General features: G+C 59.2%; 20 protein-coding genes. 11 read left to right on the plus strand and 9 right to left on the minus strand.

Annotation, left to right across the window (positions count from 1 at the left end):
- Positions 1-20 precede the first annotated feature (20 nt).
- Both nagA and VJU77_19745 read right to left on the minus strand, forming a co-directional pair.
- Positions 21-1,172, minus strand: coding sequence for an N-acetylglucosamine-6-phosphate deacetylase (gene nagA / locus VJU77_19740; GenBank protein HKP05593.1), 1,152 nt, complete (start codon positions 1,170-1,172; stop codon positions 21-23).
- Positions 1,169-2,215 carry an amidohydrolase family protein gene (locus tag VJU77_19745; GenBank protein HKP05594.1) on the minus strand — a complete coding sequence of 349 codons (1,047 nt, stop codon included), beginning with the start codon at positions 2,213-2,215 and terminating at the stop codon, positions 1,169-1,171. Before VJU77_19745 ends, nagA begins: the two co-directional genes overlap by 4 nt.
- 127 nt (positions 2,216-2,342) lie before the next feature.
- Here VJU77_19745 and VJU77_19750 point away from each other — a divergent pair, with 127 nt between their 5' ends.
- The 4 genes from VJU77_19750 to VJU77_19765 are packed head-to-tail and all read left to right on the plus strand — an operon-like array spanning position 2,343 to position 6,081.
- Entirely contained in the window at positions 2,343-3,887 is a 1,545-nt protein-coding gene (locus tag VJU77_19750) for an NAD(P)/FAD-dependent oxidoreductase (GenBank protein HKP05595.1), read from the plus strand.
- Positions 3,887-4,813 (plus strand): lysophospholipid acyltransferase family protein, encoded by a 927-nt coding sequence (locus VJU77_19755; GenBank protein ID HKP05596.1) that lies wholly within the window; start codon positions 3,887-3,889, stop codon positions 4,811-4,813. The genes VJU77_19750 and VJU77_19755 overlap by 1 nt, the downstream gene beginning before the upstream one ends.
- Positions 4,797-5,288 carry a hypothetical protein gene (locus tag VJU77_19760; GenBank protein HKP05597.1) on the plus strand — a complete coding sequence of 164 codons (492 nt, stop codon included), beginning with the start codon at positions 4,797-4,799 and terminating at the stop codon, positions 5,286-5,288. The genes VJU77_19755 and VJU77_19760 overlap by 17 nt, the downstream gene beginning before the upstream one ends.
- Entirely contained in the window at positions 5,263-6,081 is an 819-nt protein-coding gene (locus tag VJU77_19765; GenBank protein HKP05598.1) for a polysaccharide deacetylase family protein, read from the plus strand. The genes VJU77_19760 and VJU77_19765 overlap by 26 nt, the downstream gene beginning before the upstream one ends.
- Before the next feature lie 8 nt (positions 6,082-6,089).
- Here the strand turns inward: VJU77_19765 and VJU77_19770 are convergent, their stop codons facing one another.
- Complete coding sequence (locus VJU77_19770; protein ID HKP05599.1) at positions 6,090-6,767, minus strand: class I SAM-dependent methyltransferase; 678 nt, start codon at positions 6,765-6,767, stop codon at positions 6,090-6,092.
- A gap of 34 nt (positions 6,768-6,801) precedes the next feature.
- Between VJU77_19770 and VJU77_19775 the strand changes: the two genes are divergently transcribed.
- A complete protein-coding gene (locus tag VJU77_19775) occupies positions 6,802-8,262 on the plus strand; it encodes a circularly permuted type 2 ATP-grasp protein (protein ID HKP05600.1) in 1,461 nt (486 codons plus the stop codon).
- A 77-nt stretch (positions 8,263-8,339) separates the two neighbouring features.
- Positions 8,340-9,305 carry an alpha-E domain-containing protein gene (locus VJU77_19780; GenBank protein HKP05601.1) on the plus strand — a complete coding sequence of 322 codons (966 nt, stop codon included), beginning with the start codon at positions 8,340-8,342 and terminating at the stop codon, positions 9,303-9,305.
- 5 nt (positions 9,306-9,310) lie between these two features.
- Here VJU77_19780 and VJU77_19785 read toward each other — a convergent pair whose 3' ends face one another.
- From VJU77_19785 to folB, 5 genes are all read right to left on the minus strand, one after another.
- On the minus strand, positions 9,311-10,489 hold the full coding sequence (locus VJU77_19785) for a prepilin peptidase (protein HKP05602.1): 1,179 nt from the start codon (positions 10,487-10,489) through the stop codon (positions 9,311-9,313).
- Entirely contained in the window at positions 10,408-11,196 is a 789-nt protein-coding gene (gene tatC / locus VJU77_19790; protein HKP05603.1) for a twin-arginine translocase subunit TatC, read from the minus strand. Before tatC ends, VJU77_19785 begins: the two co-directional genes overlap by 82 nt.
- A 9-nt stretch (positions 11,197-11,205) precedes the next feature.
- Positions 11,206-11,793: an NUDIX hydrolase gene (locus VJU77_19795; GenBank protein ID HKP05604.1), complete on the minus strand. Its 588-nt coding sequence runs from the start codon at positions 11,791-11,793 to the stop codon at positions 11,206-11,208.
- Between the two features lie 184 nt (positions 11,794-11,977).
- Positions 11,978-13,339 (minus strand): argininosuccinate lyase, encoded by a 1,362-nt coding sequence (gene argH / locus VJU77_19800; GenBank protein HKP05605.1) that lies wholly within the window; start codon positions 13,337-13,339, stop codon positions 11,978-11,980.
- 2 nt (positions 13,340-13,341) lie between these two features.
- Positions 13,342-13,713 (minus strand): dihydroneopterin aldolase, encoded by a 372-nt coding sequence (folB, locus tag VJU77_19805; GenBank protein HKP05606.1) that lies wholly within the window; start codon positions 13,711-13,713, stop codon positions 13,342-13,344.
- 191 nt (positions 13,714-13,904) lie between these two features.
- Between folB and VJU77_19810 the strand changes: the two genes are divergently transcribed.
- From VJU77_19810 to VJU77_19825, 4 genes are all read left to right on the plus strand, one after another.
- On the plus strand, positions 13,905-15,131 hold the full coding sequence (locus VJU77_19810) for a hypothetical protein (protein HKP05607.1): 1,227 nt from the start codon (positions 13,905-13,907) through the stop codon (positions 15,129-15,131).
- Positions 15,132-15,426: 295 nt separating this feature from the next.
- Positions 15,427-16,206, plus strand: coding sequence for a sigma-70 family RNA polymerase sigma factor (locus VJU77_19815; protein ID HKP05608.1), 780 nt, complete (start codon positions 15,427-15,429; stop codon positions 16,204-16,206).
- Positions 16,206-18,995, plus strand: a complete 2,790-nt coding sequence (locus tag VJU77_19820) for a protein kinase (protein ID HKP05609.1) — start codon at positions 16,206-16,208, stop codon at positions 18,993-18,995. The genes VJU77_19815 and VJU77_19820 overlap by 1 nt, the downstream gene beginning before the upstream one ends.
- A gap of 15 nt (positions 18,996-19,010) precedes the next feature.
- Complete coding sequence (locus tag VJU77_19825) at positions 19,011-19,364, plus strand: hypothetical protein (GenBank protein HKP05610.1); 354 nt, start codon at positions 19,011-19,013, stop codon at positions 19,362-19,364.
- A gap of 85 nt (positions 19,365-19,449) precedes the next feature.
- Here the strand turns inward: VJU77_19825 and VJU77_19830 are convergent, their stop codons facing one another.
- The gene (locus VJU77_19830) at positions 19,450-20,766 is read right to left on the minus strand and encodes a peroxidase family protein (GenBank protein ID HKP05611.1); all 1,317 of its coding nucleotides are present in this window, start codon (positions 20,764-20,766) and stop codon (positions 19,450-19,452) included.
- 220 nt (positions 20,767-20,986) lie between these two features.
- Between VJU77_19830 and VJU77_19835 the strand changes: the two genes are divergently transcribed.
- On the plus strand, positions 20,987-21,210 hold a 224-nt coding region (locus VJU77_19835), incomplete at its 3' end, for an ABC transporter ATP-binding protein (GenBank protein HKP05612.1).

Below are 21,210 nucleotides of genomic sequence, written 5' to 3' on the forward strand. Positions count from 1 at the left end.
GCCATGCGTGGGGCGCTTTCCTACAATTTTTCGTTCTTATAAATGCGCTCGCCGGCGAGCAACGTCCGCCGCACTTCGAGGTCGCGCGAAAAAATGACGAAGTCGGCACCGGCGCCAACTTTAAGCTTCCCTTTGGCGCTCAATCCCAAAACCCGCGCCGGGTTTGCCGTCGCCATTGCCACCGCTTCGTGAAGCGGAACGCCAACCTGGTTCACCATCACCCGCACCAGATCGATCATGCGCGACGCACTCCCGGCCAGGGCGGAACGATCCGACAGGAGACAAACGCCGTCCCCCACCACGCAGCGGCGCCCCGAAAGAGTGAACTCCGTGCCGGCCGCCAGCCCGGCGCCAGCCGTCGCGTCCGTGACGAGGCAAATACCCTGCGGAGCTTTGGCCCGGTAAAGCATCTTCATTAACGTCGGCGAAACATGGTGACCATCGGCAATGAGCTCGCAGCCGATGTCCGGTTCGCTTAAGGCGAACTCGAGCAGACCAGCCTGGCGATAAATTCCCTGGCGTTGCGCGGAAGACATCGCGTTGAACGTGTGCGTGACCTGCCGCATGCCGTATTCCGCCGCGGCGCGCGCCTCAATATCCGTAGCGTCGCTGTGCCCGCCGCTGACGACGATCTTGTGCAGGCGCAGCCGATCGATGAGGGCGAGCGCGCCGGGCAACTCCGGGGCGATCGTCATGACCTTAATCAGGTCGGCAAACTGCAGCAGCTGGTCGACAAGGTGCGTTTCCGGATCGCGAATGAATTCGGCACGTTGCGCGCCGGCCCGCGTCTTCGAGATGAACGGTCCTTCAACGTGAACCCCGGCGATTTGCCTGAAGTCGTTGCGAGCCAGGCGGACTGCCTTAAGCACGTCGACGATCTCCGCCACCGGCGCGGTGACCGTGGTCAGCAATAGCGATGTCGTGCCACCGGAGGCGTGATAATCGCAAATTGTCTCAAACGCTTTGGGCTTCGCCTCCATCGTGTCGCGGCCCAGGGCGCCGTGGATATGCATGTCGATGAATCCCGGCGCGAGATAGTTTCCACGGAGATTGATCGTCTCCGCCGCAGGCGACTCTTTTCGGATCTCGGCGATCTTTCCATCCTCGACGACGATCTCGAGGCCTTCGCGAATTCCATCAGGCAGAACCAGGCGTGCGTTTGCAAGTATCATGGTGGATCGAGCGCTCCGTCGCTCGATAATGGCAGTGGGGCCGCGTCGCAACCATCGCGCGGCGGAGCGCGCGATCCACCCAATAGACTCGCCACGCGCATCGCGGTTTCATCGGAAAATCCGAGGGCGCGTTTGAACTGCCAATCGCGTTCGAGCGAGTTAGGAATGCGCTGGCAGCGCCGGAACGTTTCGCGGTCGATCCAGCCTTGCAGCCACATCCGATGGCCCAGGACCGGCACCGGAAAATCGCTGCCGTGCAAAATCCGCGGTTCGATTTCGTCGCGCAAGCAGTCTTGTAAGTGGCCGCAACGATTCAGGGAAACCAGGGCGCTGATGTCGCCGTAGAGGTTTGGAAATTCGCGCAGCATTCCCACCCAGGTATCGAAGTAATCGCGATCGAATGCGCCACTCTTCGTGCCGCAGTGGGCGGCGATCACGGTCACCCCGCACTCCAGGGGAAAGCGAAGCAGAGCCGGATCGGCCAGCGCCGCGTTGACGACCGGCACAGTGTGTTCGCCGCCGGTGTGCGCGAGAAGCGGGAGCCCGGCCGCGGCCATTCGTTCCCAGAACGCGCGATAACTTCTGTCGGAGGGATCAATGTTCTGGCAGTTGGGGAGACATTTCATCAGGACCGCGCCCCCGGCCAGACAGCGATCGAGCTCATCGAGCGCATCCCTTCGCGCGGGATGAATCGAGACGCCCGGAAGGAATTCAGGAAAGGTTTTGGCCAGTCCCAACACGACCTCGTTGGGGACGAACATGGAACCGAGATCTTCGCGAGGCGTTCCATCCGGATCGTGGACCCGCTCATGAGCGAGCAGCACCACGGCATCCATCGAAGACTCGCGCACAAGTTTCGCCAAAATCTCGGAATAGATGGATTCGAGATCGCCTTCCAGAGCGTCCGCGGGAACCCCGAGTTGACGCAGCATGAAACCGGCGAGCCAGCGATGCCAGCCGTTTAACCGAAGCCATCCTCCAGATCCGGCGACGCCGTTACCGACCATATGGACATGCATGTCGATGAGCCGCGGCGGGGTCATGGCGTTATTTGTCTGTAGCCGCCTCGCTCTGTCGAGGCGTTTCGGCGGTTTGCGCGGCGACTGAGCGCCCCGCGGCCACAGCGCGCGATTGCGTTCCGAAAGCGCAGAGTCCATCATCTTCGCTGCGATGAAATGCGACTACGATGCCGTGATCGTGGGCGGGGCGTTCTCCGGCTCCGCCACGGCCCTGATGCTGAAACGCAAGCATCCTGCGGCCCGCATCCTGATCATCGAGAAGACGTCCGAGTTCGACCGCAAAGTCGGCGAGTCGACCACGGAGCTGAGCAGTTGCTACATGACCCGCCTGCTCGGACTCACCCATCATCTCGGCCACCACCAGCTGGCCAAGCAGGGCCTGCGCATGTGGTTCTCGAACCGTCCCGACCAGCCCTTCGACGACTGCGTGGAACTGGGCGCGAAGTACCAGGCGCGGCTACCGACCTTCCAAGTGGACCGAAGCACCCTCGACCAGCACATGCTGGATATGGCGGTGGAAGCTGGCTGCGAGCTGGCGCGCCCCGCAAAAGTGAGCAGCATCGAGCTTGGGTCCCATGAGTCCCATGTGACCTATGACGGCCGGACAGTGAGCACTCGCTGGCTCGTGGATGCCAGCGGCCGCGCGGCCGTGATGGCGCGCAAGCTCGGCCACTTCCACCAAAACACCGAGCACCCCATCAACGCCGTCTGGGCGCGCCTCACCGGGGTAAAAGACTGGGACAGCTACGAGTGGCGGGAAAAATTTCGCGATTACGCCAACGCCTGCCGGACGAGCCGGAACTGGGCCACCAACCATCTGATGGGTTACGGCTGGTGGTGCTGGATCATTCCGCTACGCGGCGGCGATGTGAGCGCGGGGCTTGTTTACGACTCGCGAATCTTCAAGCTGCCTGAGGGTCCGAATCTCGGCGAGCGGCTTCGTGCCCATCTCCTTTCCCATCCGGTGGGCGCCGAGATTTTTGGCGGCGCCCAAATCATCGAGCACGATGTTCACGCGTATTCGGCGCTTCCCTACTGGGCCGAAAAAGTTTGCGGGGAGGGCTGGATAACGGTTGGGGATGCCGCCGGATTCATCGATCCGCTTTACAGCCCCGGGCTCGATTTTTGTTCCTACACGAGCTACTTCGCCGCTGATCTAGTGGCGCGCCATCTTGCCGGCGAGAACGTGGCGGAGTCGCTGGATTATTACAACGAGCAATACCCGATCACCTACCGGCTTTGGTTCGAAACCTTGTACAAGGATAAGTACTATTACATGGGCGACGCCGAACTGATGGCCGCCGCCCTTCTTCTTGATGTCGGGACCTACTTTATTGGCCTGGTCATCCCGGTTTACCGTGATCCTGAGCGAGAATTTCTTCACCTTCCGTTCGAGGGAAAGGCGGGCCGTGCGTTCGCTGGGATGATGAAGTTCTACAATCGGCGTCTGGTCACGCTGGCGAAGTGGCGGCTGGCGACCGGCTGTTATGGAAGGCACAACGCGGGCTGGCGCGAACTGTACGACGGGTTCGTACCCGACCGGCGCGTCGGGAAGCTGATCCGAAAAGGCCTCTTCCATTGGTGGCGGGCGGAACTGACAAATCTTCGGCTGATTTTCAGCGGGCGCAGGCAGCGCCCGGATTTGCTCTACGCCAACTCGCCGCAGACTGTGGCCGCGCCTCTGCGAGGCGCGTGATGGAACGCTCTTCCGCCACCCGGCTCGGCCGCTTCGCCGTCAAAGGCGTTTTCTGGAGAAAATATCTCGACTGGGCGACCATCAATCTGCCGTTCTACTTTTACCCGGTTAACGTTTTCTTTTTCACCCTCTTCTTTTTCTTTTTCGCCGCTCCGGCGCGGCGCGCCGTCGTCGCGAACCTCGCGGCCATCCTGCCCAGTTCCACGCCGGCGATGAATTACCTGCGCGCCTTTCGCACTCTCTGGAACTTCGCCTGGACGATCACCGACGCCGCCCTCTACAAAACGAACCGGGAAGAGTTTGCCTACGAGATCATCGGCGCAAAATGGCTGGAGCAACTCGGCGCCAGCCCGAGCGCGATTCTCCTGACCGCGCATATGGGAAACTACGATCTCGGCGCGGCCTTGTTCGCCGCAAAATTCAACCGCGAAATCAGAATGGTGCGCGCGCCCGAACCAGATCGCCAGACGGCGCAACACCTCAGCACTTCGCTGGAACAGACGGGCGCGGGAGCGGTTAAGGTCGATTACAACACCAGCGGCGCCTTGCTCTCCTTCGATTTGCTCAATGCCCTGCGCGCCGGAGAAATCGTTTCCATCCAGGGCGACCGGGTAGATGGCGAAGTCGCCCAGGTTTCCGCTTCGCTCTTCGGAAGAAATGTGCGGCTTCCGAACGGCCCCTTTGTTTTGGCCCAGGTGGCGGGGGTGCCGATCTATCCCCTCTTCATCGCGAGGTCGGGATATCGCAGCTACCAGATCGTCGTCTACGAACCGATCGCCGTCCTCCGTACCAGCCACGCCCGGGAGTCCGACATTGCCGACGCCGTCACGAAATGGTGCGCAGTCCTCGAAGAGACCGTCTCGCGCTCCTGGGACCAATGGTTCGCCTTTGTCCCGATTTTTTCACCCGATGAACCAAGCCGCTAAGCCGAGGACGCATTTTTATTTTTCGCTGCTCCGTCTGCTGGCGAGCCTTAAGGGCGGCGATGCCCGACGCGCGGAAAACAACTGGGGCGAAGCCTGCCTCGCGGGGATCGCGATCTATTTGATCAGCTATTTGTTCTTCGCCCAGTTCATGCCGGAGGCGCTGAAGTTTTGGCAACGAACATTGTTGCTGGCCGTTCTGGTCTTTCTTGTCTGGCTCTTTTGGCTCGTCGTTCTTTACGTCAATTCCCTGCTTATCGGCTGCCTGCGCGTATGCGGAATTCTTCAGACAATCCCGATCCGCCGCGCGCAAAGTGTGCTTCTCGTCACTTCAGCGTCAGCGATGGCTTGCTCTCTCCTCAAGAACGGCTCCTGGCCGGCGGAGATGGCCGCGGTGTGGTTGATCTCCGTAGTGATGAACCTGATAGCGGCAGCCATCCTGGCCCTTCGCGATGACACCAGTGATCGAGCAGAATAATTCGCGCTGGGCGCGCCGCGTTCTCTTGGGGTTCGTCTTTATCGCGCCCTGTCTTGGATTTTTCCTCGTCCGGACAAATCTTGTCTTTGCGCTCGCTCCGATCTTTCTCTCTCACCTACTGCTTCTCTACGCCACTCTCCGGGCCAATTGTCAGTGGTGGGGTCCGGTCATGCGATCGTTTCAAACCAGCGAGCAGGAGGTCTGGCTCACGATCGACGACGGTCCGTCGCCCGCGCACACCATCCCCATGCTGGACCTGCTCGATCGCTTCGAGGCGCGCGCGACTTTCTTCGTCATCGGAGCGCACGCGGAGAAAAATCCGCGTTTGCTCACCGAGATCCTGGCCCGCGGTCATGAGCTGGCGAATCACACTTTCACTCACCCGAGCGGAACGTTTTGGGCAGCCGGCCCGGCCCGGGTGGCGGCGGAAATCGATCTTTGTGCGGAACTGCTGCGCACTGGTCCGGATCGTCCCGCGCGGCTGTTTCGGGCACCAGCCGGCTTGAAGAACCTGTTTGTTCACCCCGAGCTCGCGCGACGCGGGCTCGCCCTAATCGGCTGGACGGTCCGTGGCTTGGATACGGTCCGGCGCAATCCAGAGGTGGTGGCAGCCAGAGTCCTGCGCGAGGCGAAACCGGGCGCGATCCTTCTTCTCCACGAAGGACACCGAGTAGAAAAAGATCCCGAATTCAATCCACGCTGCCTGGAGTTGACCCTGAATGGGCTGGCCGAGCGTGGCTATCGCTGTGTCATCCCCCGTCCTGAGCAGCTTCGCACCAAGCCCGCGCGGTAGTTGCAGCGTTAGACCCGGCGAAAAACGAAGAGGTGATTGTTAAAAGGCGACGTTCCCCAAAGCGGCCGGCTTTCGCGCTCGAATTCGGATTCGCTGAAAATGCCGTTGATGCCGGTTCGCGATGGAAAATGAAGGGAGACGTTCAGATTCCATGAAATCGCCTGCGCGAATTTTTCCGCGATCCAGGTCATCCAGAAACGCGGGCGGCTTTCCCGCGGACAATCGCGAATGATCAAAAGGCCCCCCGGGGCAACGCAATCAGCGAGATGCAACAGGAGGGTGTTCTGCATCGTCTGCGGCAAATAATGAAGCACATCAAACAGAGCGACGTTGCCGGAGAAACCAGGGATTTTTCCCAGGACATCCTGGTGGCGAAGATCGACATCGTCATAATGGGCCTCGGCTACCCGGCTTCCGCAGCGAATCTTGCGCGCATCCAGGTCGAGCCCGAGAACCGGCTGGCGGCAGGCGCGTTCGCGGAGGTAAAAGGCCAGCAGGCCGACACCGCAACCGACATCCAGGATGGGATCGTTCGAGCGGCGCAACAGGTCGTAGGCGGTCGAGTAGATTCGGTCGTGGCGGAGTTTGCCGCGCACATAATTGCGAAGCCAGCGCTGCGAAAACTGAGTGGCCACCCGGGCACACGCATTTTCGTGTTCAGCCGCGTTTCCTCTCAGGGTTTCCATTTGCTTCGAATTATCGCACTGCCAGACTAATTTTATGGGTGATTTCTTTTCCGACTACGAGGTCGGGGAATTTTTCGACGAGATGTTTGCCGGGCCGGGCGTGGCGCGGCCCCATTACAGCAAATTATTCGCACGGTTCAAGGAAATGGACCGCGACGAGTTCGAACGAAAACGCAACCTGGCCGCCTCTGCCTTTCTCACCCAGGGAGTCACTTTCACGGTCTACAACGACGACCAGGGAACGGAGAGAATTTTCCCGTTCGACCTCCTTCCGCGGATCATTCCGGCTGAAGAATGGGAATTGATCGAGCGTGGTCTCGTTCAGCGCATCACGGCGCTCAATCTTTTCCTGCACGACATTTATCACGAGCAAAACATCCTGCGCGATGGCGTGATCCCGAAGCAGATCGTCTGGGAAGCCGCGCATTTCCGCCCGGAGTTCATGCACTTCGATGTGCCCCGCAACGTTTACATTCACATTTGCGGGACCGATTTGATCCGGGACAAGGAAGGCAAATATCTTGTCCTCGAAGACAACGCGCGTTGTCCGTCCGGCGTTTCCTACGTCATCGAGAACCGGCAAGCGATGAAGCGCACGTTTCCCAGCCTGCTCGCTCAATATCGGGTGCGCCCGGTGGAGGATTACAGCCAGGAATTGCTCAATGTCCTGCGCTACATCGCTCCCCGCGCGAAACATGAGCCAACTATCGTGCTCCTCACGCCAGGGGTATACAACTCCGCTTATTTCGAGCATTCCTTTCTGGCCCGATCCATGGGAATTGAAATCGTGGAAGGCCGGGACCTCGTTGCCCAAGACGGCAAAGTCTTCATGCGCACGACGAAGGGCCATCAGCAGGTCGACGTAATCTATCGCCGGATCAATGACGATTTTCTCGATCCCCGGGTGTTTCGAAAAGATTCGGGCCTCGGCGTTCCCGGGATCGTCGAGGCCTATCGCGACGGCAATGTCAGTCTCGCCAATTCGATTGGGACCGGCATCGCGGATGACAAGGCCGTTTACCATTTCGTCCCGAAGATGATTCGCTATTACCTCAGCGAAGATCCGCTCCTGCCCAACGTTCAGACTTACCTCGCCTCGGTTAAGGAGGACCTGACCTATATTCTCGAACACCTTCCGGAGCTGGTGGTGAAAGCCGTGAACGAGAGCGGCGGATATGGGATGCTCATCGGACCGCAGGCGGCCAAGGCCGAATGCGAGCGTTTTCGAGAAAAGGTGCGCAAGAATCCGCGCAACTACATCGCGCAACCAGTCATTCCGCTCTCCCGTGCCCCTTCCTTCTGTGACGACAACATGCAGGGGCGTCACATCGACCTGCGACCCTTCATCCTTTACGGCGAGAAAGTAACGATTGTTCCCGGAGGCCTCACCCGGGTGGCGTTGCGCCCCGGCTCGCTGGTCGTCAACTCATCCCAGGGTGGCGGAAGCAAGGACACCTGGGTTCTGGAGAAGCGGGGGAATGGACTGGTGGAGTAATGGAGTGTTGCTGAAATGAAAAACGCTTTCCCCATTCCTCCAATACTCCATTACTCCACTCGCGCTGCGACACCGCCATGCTAAGCCGCGTCGCCGATTCGCTTTATTGGATGAGCCGCTACATCGAGCGGGCGGAGAACAACGCCCGCATCGCTGATGTGAATCTCCAGATGCTGCTCGACCTGACCAATCAACACGAAGCAGACCCCAACCAGCAATGGGACCCGATCGTGAGCTCACTCGAAGAAAATGAACTCTTCGCCTCCCTTTATCCGACCCCGGATGGCAAGGCCGTGATCGACTTCGTGAGCCTGCAAAAGAAAAATCCGAATTCGATCCTGTCCTGCCTGACGCGCGCCCGGGAAAATGCACGCACGACCAGCGAGCAAATCTCGAGTGAAATGTGGGAGCAGATCAACCGCCTCTACCTCTTTGTGAAAAGCGACACGGCGAAAAAGCTCGTGCGCACGAGCCCCTACGAGTTTTTCAAGCGCATCGTCACCGGCTCGCACCTTTTTCAAGGCATCACCGACGCCACGATGACCCACGGCGAAGGCTGGGACTTCATCCGGATCGGAAAACTGCTGGAGCGGGCGGACTGCACCTCGCGCCTGCTCGACATCAAATATCACATCCTTCTTCCCTCCGGCGAAAAAGTGGGAGGCAACATCGACACCATCCAGTGGATGTCGGTTCTGCGATCGTGCAGCGCACTCGAGGCCTACCGAAAGATTTATTTCGGGCAGGTCGCCCCCTGGAAGGTGGCGGAGTTCATCATTACCCATTCCGCTTTCCCACGGTCGATTCGTTTCAGCGTCGATTACTTCGACGCGGCCCTGCATCACATCTCCGGCTCCGCCGAAACGAAATACACTAATGAAGCCGAACGGCTATCCGGGCGTCTCCGTTACGATCTCGATTACGCCACCATCGGCGATGTTTTCAAATTCGGTCTCCACGAATACCTGGAACAAATTCAAGACCGGCTCTCCGAGATCAGCCGGGCGATCCATGCCACCTACTGCGCGAACAACGGGCAGTAGGGCGCCTAGGGGTTGAGCAGCCCGGTATACCAGCGGAGAAGCGATTCGCCAAAGAACATCCAGACCAGGCCCCCAAAGGCCAGGTAAGGGCCGAACGGCAGCTTTGACGACCAGACGCGTCTCCCGATGACCAGGGCCCCGAGACCTACAAACGAACCCAGGAGCGAGCCGGCGAAAACGCTGAATAGAACGGCGCGCCAGCCGAGAAAGGCGCCGATCGCCGCCAGGAATTTTAAGTCGCCGCGACCCATCGCTTCCCGGGGAATCTCCAGTTCACGAACGACCCCCGAAATCATATCAAGGTTATCAAGCTCCAGCTCCTCGTCGCCGATTTTCACTCGATTGTAATGGAAGCGAAGATCTGCCGGGCCGAGATGGCGATCGCCAATCATCGCTTCGTTGCAATGCAGGATGAGAAGATCCGTTTCGCGTGAGAAATAATCGCTCCACAACCCCTGCTCTTCACCCACCACGAAATCGGCGTCTTCTCCTTTTCGCGTCCAGGTAAAGGACGTCGGCGCGTCCAGCCGGACCCTCTTTTTTCCAAAAACCTTTTTGCCAGCCTCGAGGACAACCCACAAAACCGCGTAACCAAGGAGGGCGGACCCGGCCGAAATCAGGAGGGCCTTCACCCGCCCGTCGACCGACATCAGCGCGGGAACGGCAAAGCTGGCGACAATTCCAGCCACGGTCCCGCCGATCGTGATTTCGTCGGGAATAATGAAATGCTCGAAGTCGATGAAGGTGCCGGCAATGAGAAGAGAAACGAACACCCAGTAGGCCAGCGCCATTTGCCATGGGAACATTTTCCAGGCGCAAAGAAACAGAAGTGCGGTCAGCAGTTCGACCGCGAAATAGCGAAAGGCGATGGGCGTCCCGCAATACGCGCAACGACCGCGCAAAAAGAGCCAGCTCAGAAGCGGCACATTGTGATACCAGGCGAGTTGTTTCTTGCAGGCTGGACAGAACGACCTTCGTGGTTCGTTGACCGACAGATCGAGCGGTAACCGATAGATACAGACGTTAAGAAAAGAACCAACGACCGCGCCGACCAGGAAAGCCACGCTCCCAAAGAACAAGTGATAGCCGGCCAGCGAAGTGATCATGATCGTCCCTCCGCGGTCTTCACCGCTTTTCGCCGCATGAACCAGGTGATCCAGATGCAGCTCTCGTAGAGGAGACACATCGGCAGCGCCATGGCGACCATCGTCAGGACATCAGGCGTGGGACAGATGATGGTGGCCAGAATAAAGATCAGGACAATCGCATAAGGCCGCGTCCGAGCCATGAATTCGTAAGTGACCAGCCCAAACCGGACGAGCGCCAGCACTGCTACCGGCAGCTCGAAGGCCAGGCCAAAGCCGATCGTGAAGCGCGTAACGAAGGAATAATACTCCTGCACCGTCCAGGCCGGCGCCCAGCCGAGCGATTGGGTGTCCTTAAAAAAGAACAGAATCGCTTTCGGCATCAGCCAGTAATACGCGACGAGAACGCCGGTGAGGAATAAACCGAAGCTGACGAAAATGGCCGGAAACAGGAAACGTTTCTCCATCGCGGTCAGCGCGGGCAGAACAAACTCGGCCAGGAAATAAAGAAGGAGCGGGAAGGAGACGACGATGCCCGCATAAAACGCGAGCCGAAACGAGATCGTGAAAGAATCGGTGATGCCGAGAGCGCGCAAGGCGCCAATGCTCGAATCGATCTCCCGCAACGGGCGCTGCGTGATTTGCACCAGCGTGGTCCGAAAGACGAAACAGAGCACCATTGCCACCAGGAGCGTGATCGCCATTTTTACGATCGTCCAACGCAGGTCCTCGAGATGCTCCAGAAACGGCTTGGAGGTCTCACTCTCCGGCAGGTCTCGAAATTTGAAGACGTTTCGCAGTGCCATCGGATCAAATCAACGTTGCTCAAACGAAAGAAAGCCGCGGGCCAGAAGCCGGACACAAATTCCGAGCGTGTTCGCGTCGCGAATCTCGTTGTTCTCAATCATCCGGCGCAATTCCTCAGCGCTGAAAGCCCGGCAATCCAGGATCGATTCCGACTCCTCGTGAGCATGGCCGGCGGCGCATTCCCGGACTGGCCGGGCCAGAAAAAAATAGCCACGCTCGTCCGTGAAGCCCGGCGAAGTGAAATAATCGCCGAGCGAAATCAGACTTCCGCCTTCACTGAGCTCGAAGCCGGTCTCTTCGCGCAATTCGCGGAGAGCGACCTCGGCAATCGACTCGGCGGTGGGTTCGCCTTTCTCGTCGATCTGACCGCCGGGCACTTCCCAAATGGCCGCCCGCACCGGAATGCGTTCCTGTCGAATCAGGATGAGTCTTCCGTCCGCCGTCATCGGCGCAATGATGACGGCCTGTTTACGCCGGACGACCGTCCAGCGTTTCGGCTTCTCCTGCGCCGGACTTCGAATTTCCTCCGTGACCACCTCGAGATGGTCATTCCGAAAATCCGTCTGCGTAGAAACGGTTTCCCAACTGTTTTTCACGCCGGAAGGTTATGGGGCGCGCGCTGAAAAGCGAATGCTTCTGTAGCGGCGGTCGGCGTTCTGTAGCGGCGGTCTCTGACCGTCGGCATTCTGTAGCGGCGGTCTCCGACCGTCGGCATTCTGTAGCGGCGGTCTCTGACCGTCGGTGTTGATGAGGAGAGAAATCGACGGTCAGAGACCGCCGCTACAAAAGACTCTTCCAGCGCGCGATCTGACCGGCCACGTTTTCCGGCGAGGGAGCGCCGACGGCCGTCCGCTGGGCGAGCGAGGCGCGCACATCGAACACCTTCAATACGTCATCCTGAAAGAGCGGGGAGATTTCCTGCATCTCGAGCAGAGAAACATTGTTCAAGGCCTGTTTCGAGTTGAATGCGCGCGCTACCAGTTTGCCCACGGCTTCGTGCGCCTCGCGGAACGGCATTCCCTTTTTAACGAGATACTCGGCCAGGTCGGTCGCCAGAAGGCCCGGATCTTTCGCGGCGCTTTCCATCGCTGCCGTGTTGATCGTCAGCTCCGGCAACATCGCGGCAAAGACCTGCAACGCATCCTTTACGGTCGCAGTCGAGTCGAAAAGAGGCGGTTTATCTTCCTGGAGATCGCGCTGATAGGAGATGGGCAAACCCTTCAGGGTGGTGAGGAGCGCCAGAAGATTTCCGTAGAGCCGTCCGGTCTTGCCGCGGGTCAGCTCCGCCATGTCCGGGTTCTTCTTCTGCGGCATCAGGCTGGAACCGGTCGAGAAAGCATCGCTGAACGTAATGAATCCGAACTCGGACGTGCTCCACAGGATCAGTTCCTCGCTGAACCGGGAGAGATGCATCCCGATCATGGCCAGGCCAAAGAGAAACTCGGCCACGAAGTCACGATCGCCCACGGCGTCGAGGCTGTTCTGGCTCACCTTTGCAAACCCGAGCTCGCGCGCGATTGCTTCGCGGTCGAGCACGATGGTCGAGCCGGCCATGGCGCCGGAGCCAAGAGGCAAAACGTCGGCGCGCCGTGCGCAATCAAGAATCCGGCCATGATCCCGCTCCAGCGCTTCGAGGTGCGCGAGGAAATAATGACCAAGCACAATCGGCTGCGCGCGCTGGAAATGGGTGTAGCCGGGGAGGACCGTGTTTTGAAAACGTTCCGCCAAATTCAGGAGCGCGCGCTGAAGCTCGCGCAAATGCCGGCAAACTTCGGCTGCTTCCGCCTTCACAAAGAGCCGCAGATCGAGCGCCACCTGGTCGTTCCGGCTGCGCGCGGTATGCAGCTTCGCGCCCGCGGCGCCGATCCGCTGGGTGAGCACCGACTCAATATTCATGTGCACATCTTCGAGCGAGCGCTCCCAGCGAAAATCGCCCGCGGCGATTTCCGCCTCGATCACGGTCAGGGCCGCTTTGATCTGGTCGTGCTCCTCCTTCGTCAGGATTCCCGCTTTGACCAGCGCGGCCGCATGCGCCAGCGAGCCCTTGATATCGTGGGCGGAGAGGCGCCAATCGATCGAGACCGATTCGCTGTAGAGCTGCGCCGTTTCGCTCGGTGGTTTCTCGAATGGTCCGTGGCGCATGGTTACATCGGACGCTCGCGCGTCACGGTTACGGAAACAAATTCGACCCCGGGCAAAATGTATTTTCGCAGCTCGATCATGACGCGACGGAGGGCGAACTTTGCGAGCAGATGCCGGGCGAGAGCGTCTGCCAGCGTTTCGACGAGCCGATCGCGCCGGCCTTGGACGAACCTCCTCACTTCATCGCAAACCTCGGCATAATTCACCGCCTGGTTGATGTCGTCGTTCAGCTCCGCCGCCTGCGTCTTCGGCCAGGAGGTAACGCTGATGGTGAGACGTTGTGGCTTGGAGCGCTCCTCATCCGGCACGCCGATCTGGGCGAGCACTTCGATCTGCTCGAGGCGAACGACATCGCCGGAATATTCAGGTGTCATCTTCGAGAACTCGCGTCTGGTTGAAGAATGCCTGATGTCTCGCGAAGGGCAAGGCGCCCGGACGGTCGAGCGTTGGACCGGCAACCATTCCATCGTGCCGCGGCCCTCAATTTAGTTCCCAAAGCAAGAATCGGCTTGCCTACCCGCTCGGAAAATTACAACAATCAAGCGCCCGCAAAAGAAAGGCCTCTATGTCGCACCTAACTAATCCCCAGACTGTAACTCCATCTTCCAGCGGACGGAGTGCCCATTCGCCGCGGCGCACCGTGCTCCTCGTGACCAGTCTCTTATTTATGGCTTTCTCGGCGGCGAAAGCGGTCACGCCAGCTCCGGACGGCGGTTACCCCAATGACAATACCGCGGAAGGGGACGATGCGCTTTTCAGCCTTGCCAACGGCTTCTCCAATACCGCCATCGGCCGTTCCGCGATGTTCAGCAATATGGACGGCTCCGAAAACACCGCCAGCGGACTCCAGGCGCTTTATAGCAATAGCACGGGCAACTTCAACACGGCCACGGGAGCCAATGCGCTTTTCGCCAACACGGAGGGGCAACAAAACACGGCGACGGGTAGCTATGCGCTTCTTAATAATCGAACCGGCAACTTCAACACGGCTACGGGAATGTTTTCGCTTTCATCCAATGTTGATGGACAGCAAAATACCGCCTCCGGCAGCTATTCGCTCCTAAGCAACCAGGACGGAAACGGGAATACCGCGATCGGCTATCTTTCCCTGAACGGTAACACCACCGGAAATCGGAATACCGCCATCGGTCTTCAGGCCCTCTCCAATAACACCGCGGGGAGTAACAACCTGGCGCTCGGCGACAGCGCAGGTTTCAATACCACCGGAAGCAATAATATCCTCATCGGTAATCTCGGCGCCGCAGGCGAGGCCGGCACCATCCGGCTGGGGCGGCCCGGCGTTCACTCTTCCACCTTCATCGCGGGCATAAATGGTCAAACCATCACCGACCCCCAGCCTGTCGTCATCGGCGCCAATGGGCAGCTCGGCACTGCTGACATCAGCACCCTCCAAGGTCCGCAAGGCGAGACTGGGCCGCAAGGTCCCCAGGGCGAAACAGGACCCCAAGGTCCCCAGGGGGCGACAGGACCTGCTGGCCCGCAAGGCGGGCCGGGTGCAACCGGTCCTGCGGGACCTCAAGGGCCACAGGGAGCAACGGGAGCGACCGGCCCAGCTGGCCCGCAGGGGCCCACCGGCAATACTGGAGCGACCGGTCCGGCTGGTCCTCAGGGGCCCGCCGGCGATGGTCTCGTCTCGGGCGCCACGCTCCTCATGAGACAGGGTTCGCCTGGTCCATCCGGGTTCGTGAAGCTCGGAACGACGCAGGTCCAATACAAAGATCTGCTTGGCAAGAACCAGGTCGTCAATTTCGACGTTTACCAAAAGCCGTAGAGAACGTTTCGCTTCCTGCCGCTCCCGCTTGTCGCGGCCGGGGTTCCCACGCTGGCTGGTTTGCTTTGCGTCATTTCGTGCACGCCTGGATCGCGGCCTTGGAATGATGCGTTTTTCCGGACAACGCCGCGAGAAAAGTTCTCGGCCTGCGGTTTCTCCGGAACTTGGCTGCTCCGTTTCCGTAGGAAAGAAGAACGGTCCTGTCCGGGAGTGCCCTGATTTTGGAAAGGCGGGCGGCGCAATCCGTTAGGTTTAGGCTTGTCTTACATGGAACGGAAAATCATCATCCCAGCCTGTGAACTCCAGCCTTGCCGCGGAAGAAGGCGGCGCACCCAGAAATTTTGCCACCACGCGCTGGAGTCTAATCCTGACCTCGGCCGATCTCGAAGGCGACGATCAGAAGGCGCGCCGGGCGCTGGCGGAGCTCTGCCGTCTTTATTGGCGCCCGATTTTTTCCTTCGTCTGCCGGCGGGGCCATTCGCCCGAAGACGCCCAGGATCTGACCCAGGATTTTTTTCTCATGATGCTCGAGGGTAATTGGCTCAGGCATGCAGACCCGGCGCGGGGCCGGTTCCGCTCGCTCCTGCTCAAGTCGCTCCAGAATTTCCTGAACGACGCCGCCGAAAAACGCCACGCTCGAAAGCGAGGCGGCGACGTGGAATTTGTTTCGTGGGACGACTGGATGGCGGAGGCACCGTCGCAGCTCACCGTTCCGGCAAAAGCGCTCGAATCATGGTCGGCCGAACGGCTTTTCGATCTGCGTTGGGCGGCCACCGTCGTCGAGCACGCAGTGCGGCGGCTGCGCGAAGAGTGTGAAAGCCAGGGGAAGCTGCGCGCTTTCGAAGCGCTGCGTTCCTGCCTCGGCGCCGAACGCGAAGACGTCTCGTACTCCGATCTCTCTCAAGCTCTCGGCGCTCCGGAAGCCACCGTGAAACGGCTCGTGCACCGGCTCCGGCAACGTTACCGCGAGCTTCTCCGCGAGGAAGTCGCTGAAACCGTGGCCGATCCGGCCGAGGTCGATGACGAAATTCGCCACCTTTGCGGCGTGCTCGCCGCCGAATCCGCTACCGCGTGATGAAAACGGTCTCCACGGGACTTTCCGATTCAATCGCGAGCGTCCTCGCTGATCCTCGGCCTTGTCCGCACTGCGATTCGTCGTCGCACATCGCGGGCGGGCTTTGCGTCGGCTGCCTGCTCGAAGCCGGGCTCGATCCGGCCGACGAAAGCGAGTCGGAAACGCTCACCGACATTCTGGCCGAGGTGAATTTGCCCGACCAGAACTGGCGGCTCGGCAATTACGAAATTCTCGAAGAGATCGGCCGTGGCGGCATGGGTGTGATCTATCGCGCCCGGCAACGCCATTCGCGCCGGATCGTCGCGGTGAAACGGGTCCTGAGCTATCACTCCGATTCGCGCGAAACCCTTGCCCGTTTCCGCCGCGAAGCCCAGGCCGCGGCGAGCCTCGATCACCCGAACATCCTGCCCATCTACGAAGTGAGCGAAAGCGAGGACGGCCTCCCGTTCTTCAGCATGAAGTTCGCGCCCGGCGGCACGCTGCAACAAGTCGCACCCGCCTTGCGCCAGGAACCGCGCCAATGCGTGGCGCTCGTCGCCAAAGTCGCGCGCGCCGTTCAATACGCGCACAGCCGCGGCATTCTCCATCGTGACCTGAAGCCGGGAAATATTCTCCTCGACGGCCGCGGCGAACCGCTCGTGAGCGACTTCGGCCTAGCCAAATGGCTCGACACCGCCAGCGACCTGACTTGCACCCTCACGATTTTCGGCACCCCGGGTTACATCGCCCCCGAGCAAGCCAGCCACTCTGCCGCCGAACTAAAACCGACAGCGGACGTCTACAGCCTCGGCGCCATCCTCTTCGAGCTGTTAGCCGGCCGGCCTCCGTTCCTCGGCGCCCACGCCCTCTCCGTCATCCGCCAAGCCGCCGAATCCCCCGCCCCAAAACTCCGTACCCTCTCCAAACTCGCCGACCGCGATTTGGAAACCATTTGCTCCCGCTGCCTGGAACGCGAACCTCCCGCGCGCTACCGCTCCGCCCACGATCTCGCCGAAGATTTGGAACGCTGGCTTGAAGGCCGGCCAATCTTGGCGCGGCGAATCTTACCGCCCATTCGAGCGTGGCGCTGGTCGCGAAGAAATCCGAAACTCGCCGCCATGCTGGGCGCATGCCTACTCCTCGTTGCGGTGGTCCTTGTGCGCCAGACTCACACACGACATTTAGCGAAAGCTCTTCTGGAACAAACGCTCACCCAACATTCCGTGGTCGTTTTGCCGCTGCTCGATCTCGACCACGCGAAGGCGGACCCCGAGAGCGCTTTACGATTCGGCAATAATCTAGGGCTAAACCTGCAACGCAAAGGGCCGGCGCGTGTCATCGCGGCAAGCGCGCAAGACACTTCGAACGCGTTCAGCAGCGTCGCCAACATTCGCATCGCCGCCCGGACCTACAACGCGCGCACGGTATTGTCCGGGACTTATCGAACGGTTGCCGGAGGCGTCAGCGTTTCGCTTCGGGCGACCGACGGAGAAGGCAATCTTCTCTTTCGCCGCGTTAAAACTGTCCATAACCTTGCTGTAGCCAGTGACTTTAGTCAGAGCGAAATTGACGAACTTTACTCATTGCTTGATCAAACTAGCTGGGAGAACGTGATTGCCGCGCACGATGATCCTGCTTTTCGCAACGAGCGAGCGCGCGATTTGCTTTTGGCCGGGAGGCAACTGACCCAACGCCAATCAGCGGAAGATCTCGCGCGTGCGATCGACTGCTTTCGGAAAGCTGCTGAGGCGGAGCCAAGGTCGGTCTTGGCCCGCACTGAATTCGCCCGAGCGATCGCCACGCGGACACATTATCTTTACGATGCCAAGCTGTTGGCCGCCGGCGATAAGGCGGCCCGCGAAGCTGCGGATCTCGATCCCACCTCGGGCGAGGCGCACCGCGCCCTCGCCAGTGTCCTTTTTCACACCGGACATCCCGCTCATTCGCTGGACGAAATCGTCCGCGCCATTGAGCTCAGCGGCCCCGACGTTCCCGCGATCGCTCTGAGTGGCAGCCTTTGGCGAATTCTCGGCCATCCGGATAGGGCGCTCGCCTGGTTCAGTATCATGGCGCAATGGCAGCGCCGTCCGGCTGAAGATGTATGGATCATTGGTGATTGCTGGACAGATCTGGGCGAAGACGCGAGGGCGGAAGCCATCTATCGGCGGGCCCTCGAGCTATATCCTGAACTGCCGGACGGTTGGGTAGGCTTGTGCCATCTGAAGTTGCTCAACAGAGATTTCGATGGCGCCCGCGCACTTTGCGCTGAGAACAAGGATCGCCATCCCGAATCGGTCTACCCTCGTCAAATTGCCGCGCTCATCGAATTCTTCTCACGAAATTTTCCCGCGGCGGAAAAGCTTTACGCGGAATTGTCCCGCGGCGACCCGGACGGCGGGCGCCATTCCTATGGAGCAATGACGTATCAATCCGCTTTAGGTCGATTGCTCCAAGAAAAGGGCGATTCGAACAACAGTGGTTTGGTCCTGGCAGCCGCGGAGCACCTCGAGCTTGCCGCCCTGGAGGCAGCACCAGGGCATCCTGAAGTCTTGTATCGCCTGGCTGCGATCGAAGCTTCTTCCGGCAAGGGCGATCAGGCTATCGAGCGGCTGCGGGCGGCTCGCGATGCCGGCTGGCGAGCATACCGCAGTATGCTGCTCGATCCCAGATTTGATTCCATCCGGTCGAACGCCCAGTTCATGCAGCTGGCCAAGGAAATTGAAGCGACGGTTGGCGCCCTGAGACTGGAATTGCCTCGGGTGGCAACAACGGACAGTCGCCAGGATTTAATTACTGCAGTGAAACATTAACCAAAGGAAAAGATTATGGACCACTGGCTCGATCCAGACGCGTGTGAACAAGCTACCTGGGATTTTTGCAAAAAAATGCGGGATAATCCCGCCGAAAGGGAACGATGTCGGACTGACCACGCCTATGCCCGCGAAAGCTTCGCGAAAGACCGGTTCTATCTAGAAGAAAATCGAGATCGGGATACGGCCTTCGCACCGATTCCCACAGATGTCGAATTCAGGGTTTTCAATGAAGACGACAAGGAGAAGCGGCAAAAGCTTGTAGTGATCGTCCTGCCCGATGACCGTATGGAACTCCCAATGCCGGCGCGAATGATTAAACCAGCCGAAGCTATCTTTAAAGGCGCGTGGTTTCCATACGCCAAATAGATTCGCGATGGTACTTCGCCATCCGCCTTGGCGACGAGTTAACCGGGCTGCGCTTTGTGTGGAAGGGCGCAGCGCCTGCAATCGTTCACGCCCCTAAAAGAACGGCGAGATCAAGCAGAGTCAGGACTGGTTTGCCTGTTTTTTTCCAAGGCTTCGGAGTCCAATCTGGTTTCTGTGACAAATAGGAGTCAGGATCGTTCCGTAAAGCACCATTCACGGTTTCAATGACCAAGCGGCTTCCCAACTCGCCCAGGGTCGCGCCTTTTTCGTTAACCTCCGCTTCTAGCAGCAGGTAATACCACAGGGGGGTTGCCTCGGTGAATCCGGTTGATCGCAGGTGCGCGCCTGGATCGTAGGTCAAACCATTGATGTTTCGGGCCGCAGGGATGACGAGCAGCGGTACTCCCATTCTTTTGGCAACGTCCTGCCCGGTTGGTAAGCAGTTTTGGGCCCCCCGAAGGAGTGTTCGCACAGGCAATGAATGCGGCAGGTGTGGCATCGGACTGTCCACAAAAGAATGAATATCTTTACTCTCGAGTCCGAAAAGGGGGTGAACGACGGCTGTGTCAATAAGCATGGCCGGCTCTCCAGTAAGGAAGGTTGGCCAGTGGATTACCTCATCAGGTTCAAGAGCTCGCGCCTCTCCGCTACACAAGAGGTCACGAAGAGCGATATCGGAGTGCGAAAGATTAATCTGGTAGGTAGACCGAACCATGCTGTGACCGAAGCGAAGCGCCGCTTGCGCCGATTCAATTGGTATGGAAAAACCCTTCGACCAATCGATTTGGCTCTGGTTCTTTTCCACCAATTCATGGAAAACGCTCTTTCGACACGTGCGAAGGAGAAAATCGTGCCGCACCAAATACTGATATTGCCAGCACACCCGCCGTCGAGCCTTGGCAAACCTTTCTGCATCCGTAAGACCGCGCCGTTTCTCCAGTTCCTTAATCGCAAGGTTGTGCAGCTTTAGGAACATGACGTGGATCTGACGCACGATTATGTTCTCGTTATTGCGTTCGTCCGCTATTACGGGAAAACCCTTCCGGTCTAAGGGCAGGTCGAATTTCTTGCCATCGATAGCGGGCTTACCCAACCGAAAACTGAGCCCATCGCTTTGAAATAACTCTTTCCACCTCCCGCGATCATAGGTTGGGCTGTAAATCCCGCTAAGGTTAAGCCACGGGCCGCGGTGATTGAACGTTTCCCAAGGCTCTTGTTTCCCGCTCTCCTTAAGCGGAGTGTCATCCTCAGTGAGGTTATGGTCGATGAACTGGCCAAAATAGGTGTAACCAGCATGCGCAGGATCGGCGCCGTGAATTTTTGTCGGGATAGGGCTCATGTCCTTCCTGACCAACATCGAAGCCGCCAGCGCGGTCAGACGTTTGATCAAATCGTCGGTCACCTCAGTGATAGCGTGGGGGAAGAGTCGGCAATACCGATCGGGAGGAGAAGAGTGATACGGTCTAATCATTTTCCGGGGTGTCCTATCACGAGTTTAATCATTTGTTGGGGTCGGGGATTTCTACGGATTTTTCAGCTCGCAGTTTCTGCCATCTGACAAGAAACCAAAAAGTTGTAATGCTTTGCCGACCCGACAGTCCAGCATTTGATTGGGAGAAGGAATGAAAACCGTCCCGCGCGTCTTTGCCTATCTCCGCCGCTATCCCTGGCTGGCGTTGGGGACGTTGTCTTGCGCGATTGTGGCGACGGGGATGGTGCTGGTCTTTCCGGCGGTGACGAAGAGGGTAATCGATGAGGTGTTGGTCCAGCATCATCCGGAACGACTTACGCCGCTGATTCTGGTGGCGGCCCTGGCGTTCCTGCTTCAGAACGGGCTGAACTCGCT

It is taken from the genome of Chthoniobacterales bacterium (genome assembly GCA_035274845.1).
In the GTDB taxonomy this organism is placed as follows: domain Bacteria; phylum Verrucomicrobiota; class Verrucomicrobiia; order Chthoniobacterales; family UBA10450; genus AV80.